The organism is Sphingomonas sp. J315 (genome assembly GCF_024666595.1).
Lineage (GTDB): Bacteria > Pseudomonadota > Alphaproteobacteria > Sphingomonadales > Sphingomonadaceae > Sphingomonas.
Genome location: NZ_CP088296.1, coordinates 2,791,176 through 2,812,951, shown reverse-complemented (window position 1 = coordinate 2,812,951; position 21,776 = coordinate 2,791,176). Strand labels below are relative to the sequence as shown.

Sequence of the window (21,776 nt, the reverse complement as noted above, 5' to 3'; positions counted from 1 at the left end):
AGGGGCTTCGCGCCGGACATGAGCAAGCTCGACGCCTTCGACATCCAGTTGCTCAACCTGCTTCAGGCCGATTCGCTGGCGACGGCGGAGGAGCTGGCGCGCCACGTGCCGCTGTCGGCCTCCGCAGTGACGCGGCGGGTGCGGCGGCTGCGTGCCGATGGCTTTATCGCGGCGGATGTCGCGATGCTCGCGCCGAAGCTCACCGAGCGGCGGCTGCGGGCGCTGGTGCGGGTGCAGGTGCATGAACATGCCGAGGAGCGCGGAATCGCGGCGCTGCGGGCATCGCTCGCCGCCGAGGACTCGGTGCAGATGATTCTTGATGTTGCGGGTGCGGACGATCTGGCGGTGCTGGTCTGCGCGCGCGACATGGCCGATTACAATGCGCTGGCCGAACGGCTGTTTCAGAACGACCCGGCGGTGCGACGCTATGAGACGAGCTTCATCAAGCGCGTTCACAAACAGAGCGCTGCGGTGATGCTGATGCCGGGGGATGGAGATTAGGGGGAGGACGGATATGGATCGGGACATCGTTTCACTGCCGCGACTGGCGGAGGGAACGGATTTGGCGCTGCTGACGGCCCGACTGGTGATTGGGTCCTTCCTGATCTGGGGGGTGTGGGACAATGTCCTGAGCGCCGAACGGATGGCGGAATTCGCCGAATTCCTGCGCGCGCACGGGTTCGTGATGCCGGAAGTGATGGCGCCGCTCTCGGTCTATGCACAGCTGGCGGTGGGTGTGTGCTTCGTGCTGGGCCTCGCGACTCGCTGGGCAGGGATCGTCTGCGCGATCAACTTCATCGTCGCCTTGGTGATGGTCGATCTGGCGCTGGGCGTGCGCGGCGCGTTTCCGGCGACGGCACTGGTGCTGTTCGGGCTGATGTTCGCGACGATTGGTGCGGGCAGATACGCGCTGGATCGGCGATTTTGAAGAATGGGCCACCCGTGAGGGGTGGCGCGAGTGACGGGGCTCGAACCCGCGACCTCCGGCGTGACAGGCCGGCGCTCTAACCAACTGAGCTACACCCGCTCGGCCCCCGCGCCGAAGCGCAGTCCCTTGCGAGAGCGCGGCACCTAGACGGGCGGGTCGGGGCTGTCAACACCGGTTTCGCGCGTAAATTGCGGACGCGGTGCGGCGGGGTTGCCGCGCGCCACCAGCGTGCCGTGTTCGAACAGGAATCCGGCGATATCGGGCTTGCCTGCGGCGTTCAGCACGGTCTGGATGATGATGAGCAGCGGCACCGCCAGCAGCGCGCCGGGCGTGCCCCAGACCCAACCCCAGAAGCTCAATGAAATCAGGATCATGATCGGGTTGATCGTCAGCCGCCGCCCGACCACCAGCGGGGTGATGACATTCGCCTCGATCGTGTGCAGCCCGATCATGATCGCGGCGGGCAACAGCGCAGTCCACACGTCCTGAAATGTCATCAACCCACCCACGGCAAGGAAGGCAGCGGCGAAGATCGGGCCGAGATAGGGGATGTAGTTGAGCAGCGCGACGATGCCGCCCCACATCATCGGTGTGGGCATGCCGATCAGCCACAGCGCCCCCCGCAACGGTGAGCCCCAGCGTCACGTTGATCATCGTGATCGTGCCGAGATAGGCCGAGGTATCGTCGACCACGTCCTGGATCACCCGCGCGGTCGCCATCGCCCCGCCAAAGCTGGTACGGCTGGTGATCGCGTTGCGCCGCAGCCGGGTCCAGCCCGACAGGAAGAAATAGATGACAAGCACCGCGAAGAACATTTCGATGAAGGCGGTCGGCGCGCTGGTCGCCGCGAGTTCGAGCAGTGAGCGCGGCGGGGCCTGTGCCGCGGTCTCGGCCGGCTGAATCGGGCGCGACTGGGCGAGGTCCTGGATCGTCCGGTTCACGAAATTTTCGAAATTCGAATAGAAATCGATCAGCGGCTTCACGTTCGACTGGATATTGTCGATCCGCTCCGGAAGGATCGACAGCCAGCCCCAGGCGGGAACGACGATCGACGCAAGCGCGGCGTTCGCGGCGGTCAGGAACAGCAACAGACAGATCAGCGCGGCCAGCGGCGCAGGCACGCGATGCCGCTCCAGCCACTCCAGGATCGGGACCAACGCGATCGCGATGACAATCGCAGCGGTAAGCGGAAGGAAGAAGGGTGATCCGGCCTTGAGTGCAAAGGGGATGGCAAGGACCAGGCCGATGCCGGCCATCAGCGTCAGCCCGGCGAGCAGCCGGTCGCGGCGATTCTCGGCCTCGCTCTCCTGCTCCGCCGGCGGAACCATCGCGACGAAATGCGACGGTGATTCGGAAGGATCGTCCTCCCCTGTATCCCGCCGATCGCTACCGAACCCTTCGTCCACCTGCTTCACCTCTCTGTGAATCCTAGCGCGATTTGCGCGCGATGTAATCCCGGCTAACCTGTCCGAATGGGAGAGATTTTGCTGGTCATCGACGAGGGGACGACCTCGACCCGCGCGATGCTGTTCGCCCCCGACGGCCGCTGTATCGACAGCATCGCGGTGCCGCTGGGCCAGTTTTACCCCCGGCCCGGCTGGGTCGAGCACGACCCGGACCAGATCTGGGCCGAATCGGCCAATTGCGCGATGACCATGGTCGAGCGCGCGGGCGGGGCGGACGCCATTGCCGCCATCGGCATCACCAACCAGCGCGAGACGATCGTCTTCTGGGACAAGGAGACCGGCGCGCCGCTCGCCCCCGCCATCGTGTGGCAGGACCGGCGCAGCGCCGACCTGTGCCGCGCGCTCAAGGAGCGCGGCGAGGAACCCGGGGTGCAGGCACGCACCGGATTGCTGCTCGACCCCTATTTCAGCGGGACCAAGATCGCGTGGGCGATGGCGAACTGGCCGCAATTGCGCGAAGCGGGCGACCGGCTGGCGGTCGGGACGGTCGAGAGCTGGCTGGTGTGGAAGCTGACCGGCGGGTTGCACGTCACCGACGCGACCAACGCCTCGCGCACCTTGTTGATGGGGCTGGGCAGCGGTGGGTGGAGCGACGGGCTGCTCGACCTGTTCGATTGCCCGCGGCTGGCGCTGCCCGAGATCGTCGATTGCGCCGGGCGGTTCGGATCGACCACCCTGTTCGGCGGGCGCATCCCGATCTGCGGGCTCGCAGGAGATCAACAGGCGGCGACGATCGGGCAGGCGTGCCTGGCACCGGGTGATACCAAGGCGACCTATGGCACCGGCGCGTTCGTGCTGACCAATGCCGGCGAACGCCAGCCGACATCGCGCCACCGGCTGCTGTCGACCGTGCTGTGCCAGCTCGGCGGCAAGCGCAGCTATGCGATCGAGGGATCGGTGTTCGTTGCGGGGAGCGTGGTCAAATGGCTGCGCGATTCGCTGGGGCTGATCACCGATGCGGCAGAGACCGAGGCGCTGGCGCGCAGCGTTGCCGACAATGGCGGGGTGTACTTCGTCCCCGCGCTGTCGGGGCTGGGCGCACCCTGGTGGGAGCCGGAGGCGCGCGGGGCAATCAGCGGGCTCAGCCTCGCCAGCGGCAAGGCGCATGTCGTGCGCGCGGCGCTGGAGGCGATGGCCCACCAGAGCCATGACCTGAAAACCGCCTTCGCCGCCGATGGCTGCGACTGGTCGCGGCTGCGCATCGACGGGGGAATGGTCGCCAACGACTGGATCGCGCAGGACCTGGCCGATGTGCTGGGCGTGACCGTCGAGCGGCCGCGATTCACCGAAACGACCGCACTGGGCGCGGCGATGCTGGCGGGTGTCGGGTGCGGGATGTTCGCCGGGCTGGAGGAGGCTGCAGCGATGCGCGGGCGGGTCGAGATGTTCGAACCGGCGATGGACATCGGCGCGCGGGAGGCGCGGCTTGGCGGGTGGAAGAAGGCTGTGGCGAGGGTGGTGAACTGACCTCACGCCCCTGGCAGCATTGCGCCCCCTCCCGTCAACCGTTATCGTCGCGCAATACACCACCGAGTCCTGGGGGAATTTTTCGTATGAAGATCAGTGTTTTCGCGCGCCTAACGCTGGGCGTCGCCGCGCTCGCGCATACCGGCCCCGCCCTGTCGCAGAGCGCAAGCGGGCCGCGTTACGGCACCGTCGGGCTTGAGCTGACCGGGCAGGACAAGAGCGTCAAGCCGGGCGATGACTTCTGGTCCTATGTCAATGGCGGCTGGGCCAAGTCGGTCGAGATCGCGGCCGACCGGTCGTCGGCGGGCTATGCCGTCAAGCTGACCGACGAGGCCGAGGTCGCAGTCCGCGCGATCCTGGACGATATGTCCAAAAATCCCGGTCAGTTCGGGGCGAAGGGCAAGCAGATCGGCGACCTCTATGCCAGCTGGATGGACGAAGCGGGGATCGAGGCGCGCGGCACCGCGCCATTGAAGCCCTACCTGGCGCAGATCGCGGCGGCCAATGACCGTGCCAAGCTGCAGACGCTGTTCGCGACGCCCGGATACGCCAGCCCGGTTTCGATGGGCATCATTCCGGATCTCGCCAACCCGACCCAGTTTACCGCCTTTGCCGGACAGGGATCGCTCGGCATGGCGCGCGATTACTATCTGCTCGAGGGCGAAAAATATGACGGGTTCCGCGCGGCCTATCGCGCCTATGTCGAACAGGTCATGACGCTGGCAGGCGTCGCCGATGCCGCTGCCAAGGCCGACCGCATCGTCGCGTTCGAAACGGCGATGGCCAAGGTGCATTGGACGCCCGAGCAAAACCGCAACATCATGGCGCTGAACAAGCCGATGGACCGTGCGGGCATGGCCAAGCTCGCCCCCGAATTCGACTGGGCCGGGATGATGAAGACGGCTGGCCTCGAATCGCTGCCCAAGATGATCATGGGCAACGACACCGCGCTGACCGCGCTGGGCAAGATGTTCGGCGAGACCCCGGTTTCGACGTGGCAGGACTGGATGACCTTCCACTTCATCTCGTCCAATGCGCCCTATCTCCCCAAGGCATTCGACGATGCGTCGTTCAACTTCTACCAGAAGACATTGTCGGGCACCCCGCAGAAGCGCGAGCGGTGGAAGCGCGGGATTCAGCTGGTCAACGGCGCGCTGGGCGAAGCGGTCGGCGAAATCTATGTCGCGCGCCATTATCCGCCAGAAAGCTCGGCCAAGATGAACGAGCTGATCGTCGACCTGCGCGCCAGCCTCGAGGAACGGCTCAAGGCGAACGAATGGATGGACGCGGCGACCAAGGAAAAGGCGCTGGCGAAGCTCGCCGCGTTCGATCCGCGCGTCGGCCATCCGGTCAAGTGGATCGATTATTCGGCCTATAAGGTCAGTCGCGGCGACCTGCTCGGCAATATGATCCGCGCGCAGCAATGGGGCTTCAACTATCAGCTGTCGCAACTGGGCAAGCCGGTCGATCGCTCATTGTGGTCGATGACGCCGCAGACGGTGAACGCATACTACAGCCCGCTGTCCAACCAGATCACCTTCCCCGCCGCGATCCTTCAGGCCCCCTATTTCGATCCCAAGGCCGATCCGGCGGTCAACTATGGCGCGATCGGCGCGATCATCGGGCACGAGATCGGTCACGGGTTTGATGATCAGGGCAGCCAGTTCGGCCCGGACGGCAAGTTCGCCAACTGGTGGACACCCGAAGCCAAGGCCGCCTTCGCCAAGCGCACCGCGGTGCTGGTCGAGCAGTACAACCAATATGAGCCGGTGCCGGGGATGAAGATCAACGGCAAGCTGAAGCTGGGTGAGAATATCGGCGATCTGGGCGGAATCGAAATGGCCTATGGCGCGTATCAGCGCTACCAGGCCAAGCACGGCACGGCACCGGTGATCGATGGCCTGACCGGCGATCAGCGCTTTTTCCTGTCCTATGGTCAGGCATGGCAGACCAAGCTTCGCGAGGATGCAGAGCGCGCCCGCCTGCTGACCGCGCCGCACAGCCCGGCCAAGTATCGCGTCAACGGGATCGTCCGGAATGTCGATGCCTGGTATGTGGCGTTCAACGTGAAGCCCGGCGACGCGCTGTACCTGCCGCCGGAGCAGCGGGTGAAGATTTGGTGAGGCGAGTCGCCTTTTGAGGCAGAAGGGCCGGTTCGGACCGGCCCTTTTCGTTCAGGCTAGCGGGTCAACCCGTCAGTCCCACCAGAAGAACCACCAATCGCTGTGCATCAGCCCCGCCGCAAGCGGCGCAAAGGTGTCGGTTCCCTGCAAGACGATATCCTCACAATAGAGGAAATGCTCGCGCGCCAAGGACATCGCCTCCTCCCGCGATGCCGGGCGGCGGGTCACACGGACATTGATGACATCGCCCGACATCCCGACCGGCACCGCCCCATAGCGCTTGTGCCAATCGCGCAGCGCCGCGACATGATATTCGGGCGCAGGACAGGCATTCCAATCACCCCACCGCAGATAGGCAGGAGCGGCGGCGGCCTCTTGCGTGGGTAGAACCAGGATGTGGACGCGGTCGAGGGGATTGCCCTCCCCATCTTCTGCGACGGTCAACCTGACCTTGAAGACGTCCGCATCGGCCGGCCACTCACCGACATCGGGATCGCCTCCCTCAGCTTCCGCTGCCATGCGCGCTCGGACCTCTGCGGGCGACAGTCGGCGGGATTTTCCGTCCGGACCGACGTCAATTATCCATGGCAGCGCCTCGTCATCACCCTTTTTCAGCATCTCGCGGGTCGCCTTGGCGTCATCCTTGCGCTGGTCTGCAACAAGTGCCTGAAGCGCATCGGGGTGCTTGATCTTGCTGGCGCGGGTGAGAATATCCTCCGGGCGCGTTTCGGAGAAAATCGTCCATAGCTCGGCGACACGGGCGAGATCGTCATCACCGCCCACGATGATCGGCCACCCTTCGCCGGACGCCGCGAGACGCTCCCAGGTCTTGAGCGCGTCGTGTCCAGTCGTTTCGACGCGGCGATAGGGGATCGCCGCAATCGCCTTGGCGATCGCGGCCTTATGTTCGCGCATCCGCGCCTCCGACGATTTGTCAGCCTGCGCCGACGCTGCACGAAACGGCGACATCGCCAGCCCGGCAACCGCGACAATGCGCGCCAGGATCAATCGCCGGTCCATCACGCCCCCTACCTACAATGAGGGACTGGCATCGAAGGCGCGGCAGCACAAGCGCAACTCGCTAAGCCGCCGCCTCCTCCACAAACAACGCCTTCAGATCCTTCTTCAAGATCTTCCCGTTCGCGTTCCTCGGCAGCGTCTCCGCGACGAAGCGGATCGCGACCGGGGTCTTGAACACCGCCAGCCGCTCGCGAACCCATGCCTGCAGCTCCGCCTCGGTCGCCTCCATGCCCGGCGCAAGGTGAACCACGGCGGCGGGTTCCTCGCCCAGCGTCTTGTGCGGGATGCCAATCAGGGCGCAGTCGGTGACGGCAGGATGGGCGTAGAGCACGTCTTCGACCTCGGACGAGTAGATATTCTCGCCGCCGCGGATGATCATGTCCTTGGCGCGGTCGACGATATAGAGGAACCCTTCCTCGTCCAGCTTCGCCAGATCGCCGGTGCGGACCCAGCCGTCGCGGAAGCATTCGGCGGTAGCCTCGGGCTTGTTCCAGTATCCCTTCACGATCATCGGCCCCTTGGCCCACAGCTCACCGACCTCGCCGATGGGCAGCTCGGTCTGACCGTCAGCATCCATGATCTTGAGATCGGCGACCGGCACGGGCGGGCCGGCGCTGGTCGGGCGGTTGAGATAATCCTCGGACGAATGGCTGGTGACGGTCGCCATTGTCTCGGTCATGCCCCAGCCATTGCCGGGCAGTGCGCCGAATTCGGTGAAGATGCGCTTGACCAGCTCGGGCGCCGAGGGCGCGCCGCCATAGGCGATCGCCTCGAGGCTGGAGAGGTCGTATTTGTGGCGGTCGGGATGCTCCAGGATCTGCCAGGCGATGGTCGGTACGCCGCCGGTCAGGTTGACCTTCTCGCGCTGGATGATCTCCATCGCCTCGACCACGTCCCATTTGCGCATGAACACGGCGGTGTTCCCGGCCGCCAGCGTCCCCATCAGGCTCGCCGAACAGGCGGTGACGTGGAACAGCGGGATGACGAGCAGGCCGACCTTGGGCTGCGGCTCGGGCGGCATCTCGCCCCGGCGCAGGTAGGAGCGCGCGGCGGCATAGCCGCCCGACATGATATTGGTGCACAGGTTGCGATGCGTGCCGAGCGCGCCCTTGGGCGAGCCGGTAGTGCCGCTTGTGTAGAAGATCGTCGCATCGTCCTCCGGTTCCAGCGTCGGTTCGGCGGGGAGCGGGATGTCGGGCAGCGCCGCCCAGTCGTTTGGCGCGCCGATCAGGTCTTCGAGCTTGTCGACACCTTCGGGCAGCTCGGCATCCCAGCGGCTGACGATGGTGCGTTGAAGATCGGGCAGGTCGGGCAACCGCTTCTGCAGCCGGGCGAAGCGTTCGCCGTCGAGGAACAACACCTTCGACCCCGAATCGCGCAGCCCGTAATCCAACTCGCCGCCGGTCCACCACGCATTGAGCGGCACCAGAATCGCGCCGATGCTGACCGCGGCGAAGAAGATCACCGGCCATTCGGGCGTATTGCGCATCGCCAGCGCGACGCGGTCGCCCTTCACCACCCCCATCTCGCGCAGCTTGGTCGCGAGGTGCGCGGTGGCGCGGAAATTCGCCTCGAAGCTGACTCGCTCATCTTCGTGGATGGTGAAGATGCGCTCGCCATGGGTGCGCGACAGGTGGAGCAAGGCAGCGAGGTTGGGCGGCGCATTCTTCCAGACGCGCGTCTTCACGCCGCGAATTTCGATCTCTTCCATTTCCAGCTTCTGGCCGGGCGCGGTCATCAGCGCCTGGGCTTGCGCCAGCGTCATCTTCGGCCAGGAGGGGTCGAGCGGGATGAGCGGTTCGGGGGCCAAGGCGGGTCTCTCCAAAATTCGTTGTTGAATGTCCGGTTTGGCGATTCCACCCACCGGCTTCACACTTCATTCTTGATTCATTAGCCGCTCAACGCAATAGGGAAGCGACAAGGACGCGACAACGCCGGGACGAGGATTCGAATTCTAGGTATGGACTCTACCGCCTTCGCTACCGCTACGGAAAGCGGCTTCAACACCGACCGGCTCGCCCGCATCGATGCGTTCGTCAAGGCGCGTTACCTCGACTCGGGCAAGCTGCCTAACGCCCAGCTGCTGATCGCCCGCGACGGGCGGATCGCGCATTTCAGCCATCAGGGTGCGGCGCGTGAGGGTGGCGCGGCGGTGGACGAAACCTCGATCTACCGCATCGCGTCGATGACCAAGCCGGTGACGTCGATCGCGTTCATGCAACTGGTCGAGGGAGGCAGCGTCGCGCTCGACACGCCGGTCCATCACGTGCTGCCCGAATTCAAGGGGCTGGGCGTCTATAATGGCGGCGGCGGCGGGGTGCCGTTCGTGACCAAGCCGACCGCCGAGCCGATGCGGATGATCGACCTGCTGCGGCATACATCGGGCCTCACCTATGGCTTCCAGAGATCGCGGCAATGTCGATGCGGCCTATCGCGAGGGGCGGATCGAGAATTGGCACGGGCATCTCGATCTGGACGGGTTCGTCGCGGCGCTGGGCAAGCTGCCGCTCGAATTTTCGCCGGGCGAGGCGTGGAATTATTCGGTATCGACCGATGTGCTCGGCGCGGTGGTCGAGCGGGTGTCGGGGCAGAAGCTCGACGCCTATTTCGAACAGCACGTCTTCGCCCCGCTCAGCATGCACGACACCGGGTTCATGGTCCCGGAGGACAAGGTCGATCGCCTGACCGACTGCTACACGTTCAAGGGCGGTGAAGGCCGGGTAGTGTACGATCGCGGCGCGGAGTCGGCGTGGAGCCGCAAGCCGACGCTGTTGTCGGGCGGCGGCGGGTTGGTCTCGACTTCGCTCGATTATCACCGGTTCTGCACCATGCTGCTCAACGGCGGGACGCTGGACGGCGCGCGGATCATCGGGCGCAAGACGCTTGACCTGATGGTGATGAACCATCTGCCCGGCGGCAAGGACCTGTCGGCGCTGTCGCGATCGCTGTTCAGCGAGACGCAGAGTGCCGGGACCGGCTTTGGCCTCGGCTTTGCGATGAACATCGACGTCGCGCGCTCGATGATCCCGGGCAGCGTCGGGGAGTTTTACTGGGGCGGGATGTTTTCGACCGCCTTCTTCGTCGATCCGGTCGAGCGGATCACGATGGTGTTCATGACCCAGCTGTCGCCATCGGGGCTCTACCCGATCCGGCGCGAGCTGAAGACGATGATCTATTCCGCGCTGGCCTGACCGGCGCAGCACGCAACTGGAGAGCGACATGTCCGTGATTACGACCGAAAAACAGGGCGATATCCTCGTCATCACCTCGAACAACCCGCCGGTGAACGCGCTGGGCGCGGCGGTGCGGCAGGGGCTGGACGCGGCGATCAAGGAGCTGAACAGCGACGACAGCCTGAAGGCGGCGGTGATCCGCTGTGACGGGCGCACCTTCTTCGCCGGGGCCGACATCACCGAATTCGGCAAGCCGATGCAGGAGCCGGGTCTGCCGACCGTGGTCGACACGATCGAGGCAAGCGAGAAGCCGGTAGTCGCCGCGGTCCATGGCACGGCCCTTGGCGGCGGGTGTGAGGTGGCGCTGGCCTGCCATTACCGCATCGCCGTGCCCTCGGCGAAGTTCGGCCTGCCCGAAGTGAAGCTCGGCATTCTGCCCGGCGCGGGCGGCACGCAGCGCCTGCCGCGCGTCGCGGGCGTCGAATTCGCGCTCGAACTGGCGGCCAAGGGCGATCCGGTCCCGGCCAAGGTCGCGCAGGCCGCAGGCCTGGTCGATCGCCTCGCCGGTGAGGACAGCCTGACCGCCGACGCGATCGCCTATGCCAAGGAAGTGGCCGACGTCCGCCCCCTGCCCCGCGCCAGCGAAAAGCCGGTGTCCGTCGAGGCGGGCGTGTTCGACGCCTTCCGCAAGACCAACGCCAAGCGCTTCCGCGGCTTCGATGCGCCCGAAGAGATCATCAAGGTGATCGAGGAGACGGTCGACAAGCCCTATGCCGAGGGCGTTCAGCGCGAACGCAACGGCTTCATGAAGCTGATCATGGGCACGCAGAGCGCCGCGATGCGCCACATCTTCTTCGCCGAGCGCAAGGCCGCGAAGATCGACGACGTGCCGGAAGATACGCAGCTGCGCCCGATCAGGAAGGTCGGCGTGATCGGCGCCGGCACGATGGGCGGTGGTATCTCGATGAACTTCCTGTCCGCCGGCATCCCGGTGACGATCGTCGAGATGCAGCAGGAAGCGCTGGACCGCGGCACCGGCGTGATGCGCAAGAATTACGAGGGCAGCGCCGCGCGTGGCCGCATCAAGCCCGAGCAGGTCGAACAGGCGATGGGCCTGCTGACCCCGACTCTCAGCATGGACGACCTCGCCGACTGCGATCTGGTGATCGAGGCGGTCTATGAGAATATGGACGTCAAGAAGGACATTTTCGGCAAGCTGAGCACGATCTGCAAGCCGGGCGCGATCCTCGCCTCCAACACCAGCTATCTCAACATCGACGAGATCGCGGCCTCGACCAGCCGTCCCGGCGATGTCGTCGGCATGCACTTCTTCTCGCCCGCCAATGTCATGAAGCTGCTCGAAATCGTGCGCGGCGCGAAGACCGACAAGGATGTGCTGGCGACGGTCATGGACGTCGCCAAGAAGATCAAGAAGGTCGCGGTGGTCGCGGGCGTGTGCCACGGCTTCATCGGCAACCGCATGCTGATGCCGCGTCAGGTCGAGGCGATGAAGCTGCTGATGGAAGGCGCGACGCCCGAGCAGGTCGACCGCGTCCATGTCGAATTCGGCATGCCGATGGGGCCGTTCCAGATGAGCGACCTCGCCGGTGTCGACATCGGCTGGCACCGCGACCCGACCCGGATCGAGAGCATCCGCGACGCGCTCGCCGCCGAAGGGCGCTGGGGCCAGAAGAAGCAGGCCGGTTTCTATGACTATGACGACAAGCGCAACCCCTCGCCCAGCCCGCGTGTCGCCGAGATTATCGAGGATTTCCGCAAGAAGACCGGCGCAGTCCAGCACGACGTGACCGATGAGGAGATCATCGAGCGCACGCTGTACACGATGGTCAATGAAGGCGCGCTGATCCTGCAGGAAGGGATGGCGCAGCGCGCGTCGGACATCGATGTCGTGTGGATCTACGGCTATGGCTGGCCGGTCTATCGCGGCGGCCCGATGTTCTGGGCGGACACGGTCGGCCTCAAGACCATCGTCGCGGGGCTGGAGAAGCACGGCTTCAAGGTCGCGCAGCTGCTCAAGGACAAGGCCGAGAAGGGCGAACGCTTCAATGGCTGAATCCGGCGCTCCGGCACTGGCGCGGGAAACCGACCGCTGGGCCGGAGCGTCCGCACGCGACATCGCCGCCGCGATTGCAGCAGGCGAGACCAGCGCGCGTGCGCAATGCGAGGCCGCCATCGCGCGGATCGAGGCCGGGGACGGTGCGATCAACGCGGTGGTGGTGCGCGATTTCGACCGGGCGCTGGTGGCGGCGGACGCGGCCGATGCGGCGGTGGCGCGCGACGAGCGCCGCCCGCTGCTGGGCGTGCCGATGACGGTCAAGGAGGCGTTCGACGTCGCGGGGCTCCCGACCAGCTGGGGCTTTGGCCACGCGGCTGGCAACATCGCGACCTCGGACGCGGTCGCGGTGCAGCGGCTCAAGGCGGCGGGCGCGATCATTCTCGGCAAGACCAATGTGCCCAAGGCGCTGGGCGACTGGCAGAGCGTCAATTCAATCTATGGCCGCACCAGCAACCCGCACGACCCTAGCCGCACGTGCGGCGGCAGCTCGGGCGGCGCGGCGGCGGCGCTGGCCGCGGGCTATGTGCCGATCGAGCTGGGCAGCGACATTGGCGGGTCGATCCGGGTCCCGTCGCATTTCTGCGGCATCTGGGGGCACAAGCCGAGCTATGGCGCGCTGAACGGCTATGGCCACCGTTTCCCCGGCAGCGATGGAGCGGAGGCGGTGCTGGGCGTGATCGGGCCGATGGCACGCGATGGCGGCGACCTGCGGCTGCTGCTCGACCTGCTCGCCGACCTGCCCTTGCCGCGCGCGGCGGCACCCGCCCGGCGCGTGCTGGTGCTGACCGCGCACCCGGCGACCGCGACTGCTGCGGCAGTGGTCGACGGGGTCGAGCGCGCGGCGGAGGCTCTGACGCGCGATGGGGTCGAAGTCATCCGCATCCACCCTGCCCTGCCCGACCTGATGGCGCAGCATGACGCCTATACCGCGCTGCTCGGCACGGTGTTCGCGCGGTCCGACCCGACGCTGCACGACACGCTGCCGCGCCTGCTCCCGTATCTTTCGATGCTCGACGCACAGGCGCGCAACACCCGGGACTGGGCCGCACTATTCCCAGATGTCGACGCGGTGATCGCGCCGCCCGCCGCAACCCAGGCCTTTCCGCATGACCCCCGGCCACAGGCCGAACGCACGCTCGACATCGACGGCGTGGAGAGCGGCTATGACGCGCACCTCGCCTGGGCGGGGCTCGCCACCTATCCGGGTCTGCCTGCCACCACCTTCCCGGTCGGGACCGCCAACGGCCTGCCGACCGGGGTGCAGGTGCTGACCGACCTCAATCACGACCATCTTGCGATTGCGACCGCGCGCCGCATCGCCGCTCTGCTGGACGAGGACAAGCCATGACCGATCTCGATCAATTCCGCGCCGAAACCCGCGCCTGGCTGGAGGCCAATGTCCCCGCGTCGATGCGCCAGCCGATGCGCGGCGAGGGCGACGCCAATTGGGGCGGGCGCAAGGCCGACTACAGCAAGAATCCCGACCAGAAACTCTACATGGATCGGATGGCCGAACGCGGCTGGACAGTGCCCGACTGGCCCAGGGAATATGGCGGCGGCGGCCTGTCGGCGGCTGAGGCCAAGATCCTGCGCGAGGAGATGGCGGCGCTCAAATGCCGCAATCCGCTGAACAGCTTCGGCATCTCGATGCTCGGCCCGGCGCTGCTGAAGTACGGCACCGAGGAGCAGAAGCTCGAACACCTGCCCAAGATCGCGCGCGGCGAGATCCGCTGGTGCCAGGGCTATTCGGAGCCGAATGCGGGCAGCGACCTCGCCGGCCTCGCTACCAGCGCGATCTCCGATGGCGACGATTACATCGTCAACGGCCAGAAGGTGTGGACCAGCTATGCCGACAAGGCCGACTGGATCTTCTGCCTCGTCCGCACCAGCAAGGAGAGCAAGCAGGGCGGGATCAGCTTCCTCTTGTTCGACATGGACTCACCGGGCGTGTCCACAAAGCCGATCCTGCTGATCAGCGGTTACTCGCCCTTCTGCGAAACCTTTTTCGACAATGTCCGCGTGCCAAAGAAGAACCGCGTCCACGAAGAGAACAAGGGCTGGGACGTCGCCAAATATCTGCTCGGCCATGAGCGTGAGATGATCTCCGGCATGGGCCTCGCCTCGCCCGGCGGCAATCCGCTGATCGAGGGCGCGATCGCGACGGTCGGGCTCGACGCGCAGGGCCGCCTCGCCGATCCGATCCTGCGCGCGCAGCTGGCACTGTTCGAGGTGCGGTCCAAGGCGTTCACGGCGATGTCCGAACGCTTCCTCGACGAGCTCAAGGCGGGGCGCACCCACCCCGCCCAGCCGTCGATGATGAAATACTACGGGACCGAGCTGAACAAGGACCGCCACGAGTTGATCATGGCGAGCGGCGGGTCCGACACGCTGGAATGGGAAAGCGAACGCTCGAACGGCGGCGCCAAACCGCGCGCCTGGCTTCGCACCAAGGCGAACTCGATCGAGGGCGGGACCAGCGAGGTCCAGCTCAACATCATCGCCAAGCGGATTTTGGAGCTGCCGTCCTAGCTTGCCGTCACCCCAGCGAAAGCTGGGGTCTCCAGTTGCGAAGCGGTCCCCCTGCCGCACCAGACCCCAGCTTTCGCTGGGGTGACGAAAAAGAGGGCGACGGAGATTTAGATGCCACTCTACCTCAACGAAGAACAGACAATGCTCCGCGATGCCGCGCAGCAATTCGTGTCCGAAGCCGCCCCGGTCAGCCATATGCGCGCGCTGCGCGACGCGAACGATACGACCGGGTTCAGCCGCGACCTGTGGAAGCAATTCGCCGAAATGGGCTTTACCGGCATTCTGATCCCCGAAAGCGACGGCGGCCTCGGTCTCGGCCATGTCGAGGCGGGGGTGGTGCTGGAGGAGATCGGGCGCAACCTGTCCCCCTCCCCCTTCCTCACCACGGCGGTTGCGGCGGTGGCGGCGCTCAAGGGCAGCAGCCACGCCGAACGCTGGTTCCCCGGCATCCTCGCGGGCGAGACCGTCGCGGCGCTCGCGATCGACGAGCGCGCCAAGCATGGCAACGCGATCGGGATGAAGGCGGAGCGGTCGGGCAATGGTTTCCGCCTGACCGGCGCCAAGCAGTTCGTGACGCATGGCCACATCGCCGACCTCCTCATCGTCGCTGCCCGCACCGCCGGATCGCCCGAGGACACGGACGGCGTCACCCTGTTCGCGGTCCCGAAGGATGCGGCGAACCTGACCGCCGACCCCCAACGCCTGGCCGATGCGAGCCTCGCCGCCCGTATGACGTTCGAAGGCGTCGAGGTCGATGCCGATGCAGTGATCGGTCAGGTCGATGACGGCCGCACGGTCCTCAACGCATTGCTCGGAGCGGGCCGCGCCGGGGCGGCGGCGGAGATGCTGGGCGTCGGTGGCGGCGCGATGGACATGACCGTCCAGTATCTGAAAGAGCGCAAGCAGTTCGGTGTGCTGATCGGCAGCTTCCAGGCGCTCCAGCACCGCGCGGCGCATCTCTACTCCGAACTCGAAGTCGCACGCGCTGCAGTGCTCAAGGCGCAACAATTGCTCGACGCCGGCGATACAAAGGCCGACACCGCAGTGTCGGTCGCCAAGGCGATGGCCGGCATGGCCTCCACGCTGGCGGTTCAGGAAGGCGTCCAGATGCACGGCGGCATCGGCATGACCGACGAATATGAAATCGGCTTCTACATGAAGCGCGGGCGCGTGCTGGCGGAGCTGTTCGGCGATACGAACTTTCACGCTAATGCGCTGGCCGAAGCGGCGGGATATTGATCTGCCAAAGCCCCTCCCCTTTAGGGGAGGGGCTAAGGAGGAAGAATGACCGAAAAACGCGCCGAAACCGCCGCCGAACAGGTGACCCAGCTGATCGAGCTCCTCGACGTCGAAACGATCGACGTCGACCTGTATCGCGGCGCGCGCCAGCCCGGCGGGGTCGGGCGCGTGTTCGGCGGGCAGGTGATTGCCCAGGCGCTTCAGGCGGCGCAGCGCTCGGTCGAGGGCAAGGACGCCCACTCGCTCCACGCCTATTTCATGCGCCCGGGAAATGAGGATTTCCCGATCATCTATCGCGTCGTGCGCGATTATGACGGGGGCAGCTTTGCCAATCGCCGCGTGATCGCGCTGCAACAGGGCGTGCCGATCCTCAACATGATCGCGTCGTTCCAGCGGCCCGAGGACGGCCTGTCGCATCAGGCCGACATGCCCGACGTGCCGGGGCCGGACGACCTGCGCTCCGAGTTCGACCTGCGCGAGGAAATCCGCGACCATGTGCCGGAGAAGTTCCGCCCCTTCTTCCTGCGCCCGCGCCCGATCGAGATCCGCCCCTGCTCCCCGCGCAACTGGTTCAAGCCCGAAAAGCGCGAGCCGGTGCAGCATAGCTGGTTCCGCACCGCCGCCGCTTTGCCCGACGATCCCGCGCTGCACCGCGCGGTGCTCTCCTACGCCAGCGACATGATGCTGCTCGGCACCGCGACCATGCCGCACGGCATCAACTGGATGACGCGCGGCTTGCAGAGCGCGAGCCTCGACCATGCCGTGTGGCTGCACGAGCCGCTGCGCGCCGACGACTGGCTGCTCTACACCACCGACAGCCCCTGGGCCGGCCATGCGCGCGGGTTCAACCGCGGGCGCATCTACAGCCGCGACGGACGGCTGGTGGCGAGCGTCGCGCAGGAAGGGCTGATGCGGATGCGCGAAGGCTGAACGGGTTCAGCTGCCCGCCAGCGCCTCGCACAGCCGGTCGGTGGCCAGCGCGATCCGCGATTCCGCCGTGTCGCGGTTCGTCGGATCGTTCCGCACCCCGCGCGTCTCGGTATTGAAAGTGAGCAGGCTGCCCGCGCGCTGGTCCGGACAAAGGCTGAGATAGGCGCGGAACCCGTTCTGGTCGCCATTGTGGCCGACGAAGCGCACCCCGCGCGTCCGGTCGATAAAGAAGGACAGGCCGGCCCTGGTCGTCGTCGCCATCCGCCCCTGGCTGAAATCGTCGCCCGCATCGACCTGCGGTCGCCACATTTCCTCCAGCGAACTGCGCTTGAGCACCAGCGCATAGTCCGTCCGCGCCGGATCGCCGATCAGGAACGCCAGATACTTCGCCATGTCGGGCATCGGCGCGTTCAGGCCACCATTGGACACGGTGACGCCGGTATCGACATCGAACGCTGCCGCCACCCGCTTGCCATCGCGCAGATAGTAGCTGTGCGAGCGGTGCGGCATCAGGTGCGGCGGGGTGCGGTCGAAATAGCTGGCATGCATGCCCAGCGGCTTGAGGATATTCTTGTCGATATAGACCTCGAAATCCTCGCCCGACAGCCGCTCGATCACCTGCCCCAGATAGACGATGCCGGGGTTGGAATAGCCAAAGCGCGATCCCGGTGCGAATTCGACCGCCGTATAGGGCAGCATCGCCGCCAGCTGCGCCCAGCCGGCGGGCTCGAACGGCTGCCACTCCTTGTCACGCCACGGCCAGGTGCCGCTGCGAAACCCCGCGCTGTGGCTCATCAGCTGACGGATCGTGATCGCCTCCATCGGCCCGAACGGATTATGCACCTTCGCAAGCTCGGGGACGTATCGCACGATCGGATCGTCGAGTTTCAGCAATCCGCGATCGCGCAGCTGCATGATCGCGATCCCCGTCATCGTCTTGGTCACCGACGCCCAGTGATAGATCGTCCGCGCATCCACCGGCGTGCCGGCGTCGGCGTCCTGCTGTCCCAGGTGATCGGCGGCCACGGTCTTGCCGTCGCGCACGAAGTAGAAGCTGCTGCCGACGATCTTCGCCTGTTGCACCGTGACGCGATGCAGGTTGCGGAAGTCGCGCAGTTCCGCGTCGAACGACCGCTCCTGCGCCGCCGCCGGGCCGCTCACCCATGCCAATCCGATCAACAACAGGCTGGCGGCGCGACGGGGCATGGCGGTCCTTTCTATTTCTTGGCGACCACCGTGTAGCTTGCCGGGAGGTAGAGGAACACCTCGGTCAGGCTGGCCCGTGACCATTCCACCGGGCGGTCGAGACCGCGAACCTCGACGCCGTAATCCGGACCGAAGCGCGCTGCGGTGGTGGCGGCGTCGGCGGCGATCATTTCGATGATCTTGGTGCGATATTGATCGGGGTTGAGCACCGACAGCGTCATGTCGCCGCTCTTCTCGATCTGCGCGCGGCCGGTGGGCGGCACCGCCTTGATGAACTTGGCGATGCGGTCGAGCGCGGCGCGCGCGTCCATGCCGGGCTCCAGCTTGACCTTGATGATGAAGCTGGTCCGTTCCGAATCCGGGCGACCGTCGCGCACAAGAGTGAGGTTACCGTAGTTTTCGAGCGTCAGCGCCTCGACCACATAGTCGCCGGTCGCCAGCTCGACGCCGTGCCTGCCCGCCTGCTCGATCGCGCTGCGGACCATCGCATAGATTTCCTTGCGGCGCGTCGCCTCGTCGCGCGTGTCGCCGGTAATCGACACCCGCTGCACCGCGAAGTCGGCGGTGCGCCGCATCGTGATGATCGGGATCGACGTGCCCTGAAACCCGTCGCGATTGCTCGCCGAGCGGGTTGCGGTGACCACCACTTCCTGCGCGGGAGCGGGAAGGATGCACGCCACCATCAATGTAGCCGCCGTCAGTGCCCGAATGATCCGCATCGTTGCGCTCCTACTTGGTGTCGGGCGCAGGGTCGGCCTTCGGACGGCGTCGGTCAATCGCCTGTCAGAGCGCGTCAGAAATCGCCGTCTGCGCCTTCGACCGCGTAATCGTCGACCCGGGCAGGCATCCGGAATGTGACCTTGAGCACACAGCCTTGTGCTCCGCCCGATGGCGCATTGGCGCGGGCCGTAGCGAGCGACTGACGCGCCTGCGCCCCGAACGCCTCGGCGGGCTCGCTGGCGAGGACCTTGATCTGGCCAGGCTCGCCCCAGGGCGCGAGATCGAAGCTGAGCATCGCCCACCCCTCGATCGCGCGTCGCCGGAAACCATCGGGATAGTTCAACGCGATGGGGCGCGTCCATGTCAGCTTGTCCGGACAAGTCGAGTCCTGTGGCCGAAACGCCGACCTGTCGGGGGCGGGCGGCGCCGGGATCGGGTCGCCGGGCCCGAGCAGCACAGGCACGGTGCAGCGCGTGCGGGGCGCGTTACCGGCAAAGCGCGAACGCCCGGCGGCATCGACAGCAGCGCGATCGAGCCCCGCATTTCCACTGCTTGTCGCAATCGCAACATGGGCCGGCACCCCCGCCGGATCGATGTCGAATTCGACGATGCTGTAGGCCGGTGCGCCCGGCTCGCGGGCGATGCGCGACTTGTCGGGATAGGCACGCAGCAGCACCTGAGGCGGACGCTGACCGCCGCAATCGATCTTGCGCAGGCGCGTCGCCAATGCGGCCTGGTCGCCCATGACAGGCCGACGGAGCGCGATGACGCGGAACAGGTCGGACTTTTCCGCCTCGTCCACCGGCTTTATCCGGGGCGTGAAGACGATACTGCACGACGTTCCCGGGCGTCCCCCGGCAAAGCGCCACAGGCTGAGCGCGGGGGCGAGATCGGCGGTCGGCGTGAAACCAAAGGGCGGAGCGCTATCCTCGACCCGCTGGGTGATTCCCGCAGGTCGTCCGTCCCGATCGAGCGCAAAGGTCATCCGCACCGCGCGCGGAGGCGCGGCACCAAGCCGCGCGACCTCCGTAAACGGCTGAACCGCTCTCAGCACAGCGACCGAGCGCCCGTCGCAGTGCGCCTCGCCGGCGTCGAAATCGACCAGATGGGGCCGGTACGCCCGCGCCGACGACGGAGCCTGAAGCGTGGCGGTTTGTGCGACGGCGACGAGAAGGGTGAGCATCTGCGGATGCTCCCGCTTTTCCGTTACCGGATCAAGACATTACACCGCCGTCTTGCCATATTCCTGCCGCGTCACCGGATGGCTGGACGACAGGCCGCCGTCCACCGCCAGCGCCTGTCCGTTGACATAGCTGGCATCGTCCGACGCAAGGAACAGCGCCGCGCGCGCCAGTTCCTCGGGCTGGGCGCCGCGGCGGAGCGGATTCAACCGGCCGACGCGATCCATCTTCCCCGCCTCGCGCGCATAGTCGAAGGTCGGCTTGGTCATGCCGGTCTCGGTAAGGCCGGGGCACAGCGCGTTGACGCGGACATTGGAGCCGGACAGCTGCTGCGCGGCGACTGCGGCGAGGTTGATGACCCCCGCCTTGGACGCCGAATAAGCCGGACTGCCCGCGCCCGAACGGATGCCGGCGACGCTGGCGGTGAGGACGATCGCGCCCTTCCCGCGCTCCGCAATCGTCGGCGCGCCATGCTTGATCGCGAGCAGCGGCCCGATCAGGTTCACGCGCAGCACTTCCGCCATCAGCTCGGGCGTGGTGTCGAACAAATTGGCCATCCCGCCCGAAATCCCGGCATTGGCGAAGAGCACGTCGAGCCCGCCGAATTCGGCGACGGCGAGATCGACCGTGGCGATCACGTCCGGCTCACTGCCCGCATCCATGCGGATTGCCTGGGCCGTGCCGCCCGCCGCGGCGATCAGCGCGACGGTCTCGTCCGCGCCCTCGCTCTTGTCGGCGACGATCACCCGTCCCCCTTCGGCGGCGAACAGGATTGCGGCGGCGCGGCCGATACCGCTGCCTGCGCCGGTGACGATAACCGATTTGTCGGTGAAGCGTGCCATCAGATCGTCACCCCGCCATCGATCACCAAAGCCTGCCCGGTGGTGTAGCGCCCCGCCGCCGAGGCGAGGAACACGACGCCCCCCGCAATATCCTCCGGCTCGCCCAGACGACGCAGCGGGGTCTGCTTGTTCACCCGCGCCTCGGCTGCGGGGTCTTCCCACAGCGCGCGGGCGAAGTCGGTCTTGATCAGCCCCGGCGCGATGCAGTTCACGCGGACATTGTCGGGACCATATTCGACCGCATAGTTGCGCGCGAGCTGGAAGTCCGCCGCCTTGGACACGTTGTACGCCCCGATCACCGGCGACCCGCGCAGTCCCCCCGATCGAGGAGATGATGACGATCGCCCCGTCCTTGCGCTCGCGCATCTCGGGCGCGACCATCTGGATCAGCCAGTGGTTCGACAGGACGTTGTTGTCGAGGATCTTGCGGAACTGCTCGTCCGCAATGCCCGCCAGCGGCCCGTAATAGGGGTTGGACGCAGCGTTGCAGACCAGGATGTCGATCCGCCCGAACACGCGGCGCGTCTCGTCCACCAGATGCTGGAGCGCGTCCTTGTGCGAGATGCTCGCGGCAATGGCGATCGCGGTGCCGTCGCCATGCTTCGCATTGATCGCGGCGGCAACCTCGTCGCACGCATCCTGGTTGCGGCTGGAGATCACCACCTTAGCGCCCTGATCGGCGAGCGCTTCGGCCGAGGCTTTGCCGATCCCGCGCGAGGATCCGGTGACGATGGCGACCTTACCGGTCAGGTCGAACAGGCTCATCTAAAACTCCCCTCCCGCTTGCGGGGGGGGCCGGGGGAGGGCCTGTCCGCACACGTTGTATCTGACTGAGAGGGACAGGCCCTCCCCTAACCCCTCCCGCAAGCGGGAG

15 protein-coding genes, 1 tRNA gene and 3 pseudogenes are annotated in these 21,776 nt (G+C 66.3%); 10 read left to right on the top strand and 9 right to left on the bottom strand.

Going from position 1 to position 21,776, the window contains the following annotated elements:
* The first annotated feature begins 18 nt into the window (after positions 1 to 18).
* Positions 19 to 501, top strand: a complete 483-nt coding sequence (locus tag LRS08_RS14285; protein ID WP_257843059.1) for an Lrp/AsnC family transcriptional regulator — start codon at positions 19 to 21, stop codon at positions 499 to 501.
* A gap of 61 nt (positions 502 to 562) precedes the next feature.
* Positions 563 to 928, top strand: a complete 366-nt coding sequence (locus LRS08_RS14280) for a DoxX family protein (protein ID WP_257843062.1) — start codon at positions 563 to 565, stop codon at positions 926 to 928.
* A 22-nt stretch (positions 929 to 950) separates the two neighbouring features.
* Here the strand turns inward: LRS08_RS14280 and LRS08_RS14275 are convergent.
* Together LRS08_RS14275 and LRS08_RS14270 are read right to left on the bottom strand one after the other, a co-directional pair.
* Positions 951 to 1,027: transfer RNA gene (locus LRS08_RS14275), tRNA-Asp, on the bottom strand.
* A gap of 44 nt (positions 1,028 to 1,071) precedes the next feature.
* A pseudogene (locus tag LRS08_RS14270) lies at positions 1,072 to 2,257 on the bottom strand (AI-2E family transporter).
* A 144-nt stretch (positions 2,258 to 2,401) separates the two neighbouring features.
* Here LRS08_RS14270 and LRS08_RS14265 point away from each other — a divergent pair.
* Both LRS08_RS14265 and LRS08_RS14260 read left to right on the top strand, forming a co-directional pair.
* Positions 2,402 to 3,862 carry a glycerol kinase gene (locus LRS08_RS14265; protein WP_260480863.1) on the top strand — a complete coding sequence of 487 codons (1,461 nt, stop codon included), beginning with the start codon at positions 2,402 to 2,404 and terminating at the stop codon, positions 3,860 to 3,862.
* Positions 3,863 to 3,948: 86 nt separating this feature from the next.
* Positions 3,949 to 5,985: a M13 family metallopeptidase gene (locus LRS08_RS14260; protein WP_257843064.1), complete on the top strand. Its 2,037-nt coding sequence runs from the start codon at positions 3,949 to 3,951 to the stop codon at positions 5,983 to 5,985.
* Positions 5,986 to 6,057: 72 nt separating this feature from the next.
* On the opposite strand, the gene LRS08_RS14255 is transcribed toward LRS08_RS14260, so the two are convergent.
* Together LRS08_RS14255 and LRS08_RS14250 are read right to left on the bottom strand one after the other, a co-directional pair.
* The gene (locus tag LRS08_RS14255; RefSeq protein ID WP_257843065.1) at positions 6,058 to 7,005 is read right to left on the bottom strand and encodes a DUF4253 domain-containing protein; all 948 of its coding nucleotides are present in this window, start codon (positions 7,003 to 7,005) and stop codon (positions 6,058 to 6,060) included.
* 61 nt (positions 7,006 to 7,066) lie between these two features.
* Positions 7,067 to 8,770, bottom strand: coding sequence for a class I adenylate-forming enzyme family protein (locus LRS08_RS14250; RefSeq protein WP_257845412.1), 1,704 nt, complete (start codon positions 8,768 to 8,770; stop codon positions 7,067 to 7,069).
* Between the two features lie 195 nt (positions 8,771 to 8,965).
* On the opposite strand from LRS08_RS14250, the pseudogene LRS08_RS14245 reads away from it, so the two are divergent.
* The 6 genes and pseudogenes from LRS08_RS14245 to LRS08_RS14220 all read left to right on the top strand — a co-directional run bounded on the left by LRS08_RS14245 (position 8,966) and on the right by LRS08_RS14220 (position 16,953).
* Positions 8,966 to 10,196: pseudogene (locus LRS08_RS14245) on the top strand (serine hydrolase domain-containing protein).
* Positions 10,197 to 10,224: 28 nt separating this feature from the next.
* The gene (locus tag LRS08_RS14240) at positions 10,225 to 12,252 is read left to right on the top strand and encodes a 3-hydroxyacyl-CoA dehydrogenase NAD-binding domain-containing protein (protein ID WP_257843067.1); all 2,028 of its coding nucleotides are present in this window, start codon (positions 10,225 to 10,227) and stop codon (positions 12,250 to 12,252) included.
* The gene (locus tag LRS08_RS14235) at positions 12,245 to 13,603 is read left to right on the top strand and encodes an amidase family protein (RefSeq protein ID WP_257843068.1); all 1,359 of its coding nucleotides are present in this window, start codon (positions 12,245 to 12,247) and stop codon (positions 13,601 to 13,603) included. The genes LRS08_RS14240 and LRS08_RS14235 overlap by 8 nt, the downstream gene beginning before the upstream one ends.
* Entirely contained in the window at positions 13,600 to 14,784 is a 1,185-nt protein-coding gene (locus tag LRS08_RS14230) for an acyl-CoA dehydrogenase family protein (RefSeq protein ID WP_257843069.1), read from the top strand. The genes LRS08_RS14235 and LRS08_RS14230 overlap by 4 nt, the downstream gene beginning before the upstream one ends.
* A 111-nt stretch (positions 14,785 to 14,895) precedes the next feature.
* A complete protein-coding gene (locus tag LRS08_RS14225) occupies positions 14,896 to 16,023 on the top strand; it encodes an acyl-CoA dehydrogenase family protein (RefSeq protein WP_257843070.1) in 1,128 nt (375 codons plus the stop codon).
* A 45-nt stretch (positions 16,024 to 16,068) separates the two neighbouring features.
* Positions 16,069 to 16,953, top strand: a complete 885-nt coding sequence (locus LRS08_RS14220; RefSeq protein WP_257843071.1) for an acyl-CoA thioesterase II — start codon at positions 16,069 to 16,071, stop codon at positions 16,951 to 16,953.
* A gap of 6 nt (positions 16,954 to 16,959) precedes the next feature.
* Here the strand turns inward: LRS08_RS14220 and LRS08_RS14215 are convergent, their stop codons facing one another.
* From LRS08_RS14215 to LRS08_RS14195, 5 genes and pseudogenes are all read right to left on the bottom strand, one after another.
* Positions 16,960 to 18,159: a serine hydrolase gene (locus LRS08_RS14215; RefSeq protein ID WP_257843072.1), complete on the bottom strand. Its 1,200-nt coding sequence runs from the start codon at positions 18,157 to 18,159 to the stop codon at positions 16,960 to 16,962.
* An 11-nt stretch (positions 18,160 to 18,170) separates the two neighbouring features.
* Positions 18,171 to 18,878 carry a TonB-dependent receptor gene (locus LRS08_RS14210; RefSeq protein WP_257843073.1) on the bottom strand — a complete coding sequence of 236 codons (708 nt, stop codon included), beginning with the start codon at positions 18,876 to 18,878 and terminating at the stop codon, positions 18,171 to 18,173.
* 74 nt (positions 18,879 to 18,952) lie between these two features.
* Positions 18,953 to 20,062: an energy transducer TonB gene (locus LRS08_RS14205; protein ID WP_257843074.1), complete on the bottom strand. Its 1,110-nt coding sequence runs from the start codon at positions 20,060 to 20,062 to the stop codon at positions 18,953 to 18,955.
* Positions 20,063 to 20,101: 39 nt separating this feature from the next.
* Positions 20,102 to 20,902, bottom strand: coding sequence for an SDR family NAD(P)-dependent oxidoreductase (locus LRS08_RS14200; RefSeq protein ID WP_257843075.1), 801 nt, complete (start codon positions 20,900 to 20,902; stop codon positions 20,102 to 20,104).
* A pseudogene (locus LRS08_RS14195) lies at positions 20,902 to 21,667 on the bottom strand (SDR family NAD(P)-dependent oxidoreductase). The gene LRS08_RS14200 and the pseudogene LRS08_RS14195 overlap by 1 nt, the downstream one beginning before the upstream one ends.
* Between the last annotated feature and the right edge of the window lie 109 nt (positions 21,668 to 21,776).

What these genes read in the sequence shown, in the direction of transcription:
- LRS08_RS14285 (WP_257843059.1), top strand. Translation starts at nt 19, where the DNA reads ATGAGCAAGCTCGACGCCTTCGACATCCAGTTGCTCAACCTGCTTCAG.
- LRS08_RS14265 (WP_260480863.1), top strand. Translation starts at nt 2,402, where the DNA reads ATGGGAGAGATTTTGCTGGTCATCGACGAGGGGACGACCTCGACCCGC.
- LRS08_RS14260 (WP_257843064.1), top strand. Translation starts at nt 3,949, where the DNA reads ATGAAGATCAGTGTTTTCGCGCGCCTAACGCTGGGCGTCGCCGCGCTC.
- LRS08_RS14255 (WP_257843065.1), bottom strand. Translation starts at nt 7,005, where the DNA reads ATGGACCGGCGATTGATCCTGGCGCGCATTGTCGCGGTTGCCGGGCTG.
- LRS08_RS14250 (WP_257845412.1), bottom strand. Translation starts at nt 8,770, where the DNA reads ATGACGCTGGCGCAAGCCCAGGCGCTGATGACCGCGCCCGGCCAGAAG.
- LRS08_RS14240 (WP_257843067.1), top strand. Translation starts at nt 10,225, where the DNA reads ATGTCCGTGATTACGACCGAAAAACAGGGCGATATCCTCGTCATCACC.
- LRS08_RS14235 (WP_257843068.1), top strand. Translation starts at nt 12,245, where the DNA reads ATGGCTGAATCCGGCGCTCCGGCACTGGCGCGGGAAACCGACCGCTGG.
- LRS08_RS14230 (WP_257843069.1), top strand. Translation starts at nt 13,600, where the DNA reads ATGACCGATCTCGATCAATTCCGCGCCGAAACCCGCGCCTGGCTGGAG.
- LRS08_RS14225 (WP_257843070.1), top strand. Translation starts at nt 14,896, where the DNA reads ATGCCACTCTACCTCAACGAAGAACAGACAATGCTCCGCGATGCCGCG.
- LRS08_RS14220 (WP_257843071.1), top strand. Translation starts at nt 16,069, where the DNA reads ATGACCGAAAAACGCGCCGAAACCGCCGCCGAACAGGTGACCCAGCTG.
- LRS08_RS14215 (WP_257843072.1), bottom strand. Translation starts at nt 18,159, where the DNA reads ATGCCCCGTCGCGCCGCCAGCCTGTTGTTGATCGGATTGGCATGGGTG.
- LRS08_RS14210 (WP_257843073.1), bottom strand. Translation starts at nt 18,878, where the DNA reads ATGCGGATCATTCGGGCACTGACGGCGGCTACATTGATGGTGGCGTGC.
- LRS08_RS14205 (WP_257843074.1), bottom strand. Translation starts at nt 20,062, where the DNA reads ATGCTCACCCTTCTCGTCGCCGTCGCACAAACCGCCACGCTTCAGGCT.
- LRS08_RS14200 (WP_257843075.1), bottom strand. Translation starts at nt 20,902, where the DNA reads ATGGCACGCTTCACCGACAAATCGGTTATCGTCACCGGCGCAGGCAGC.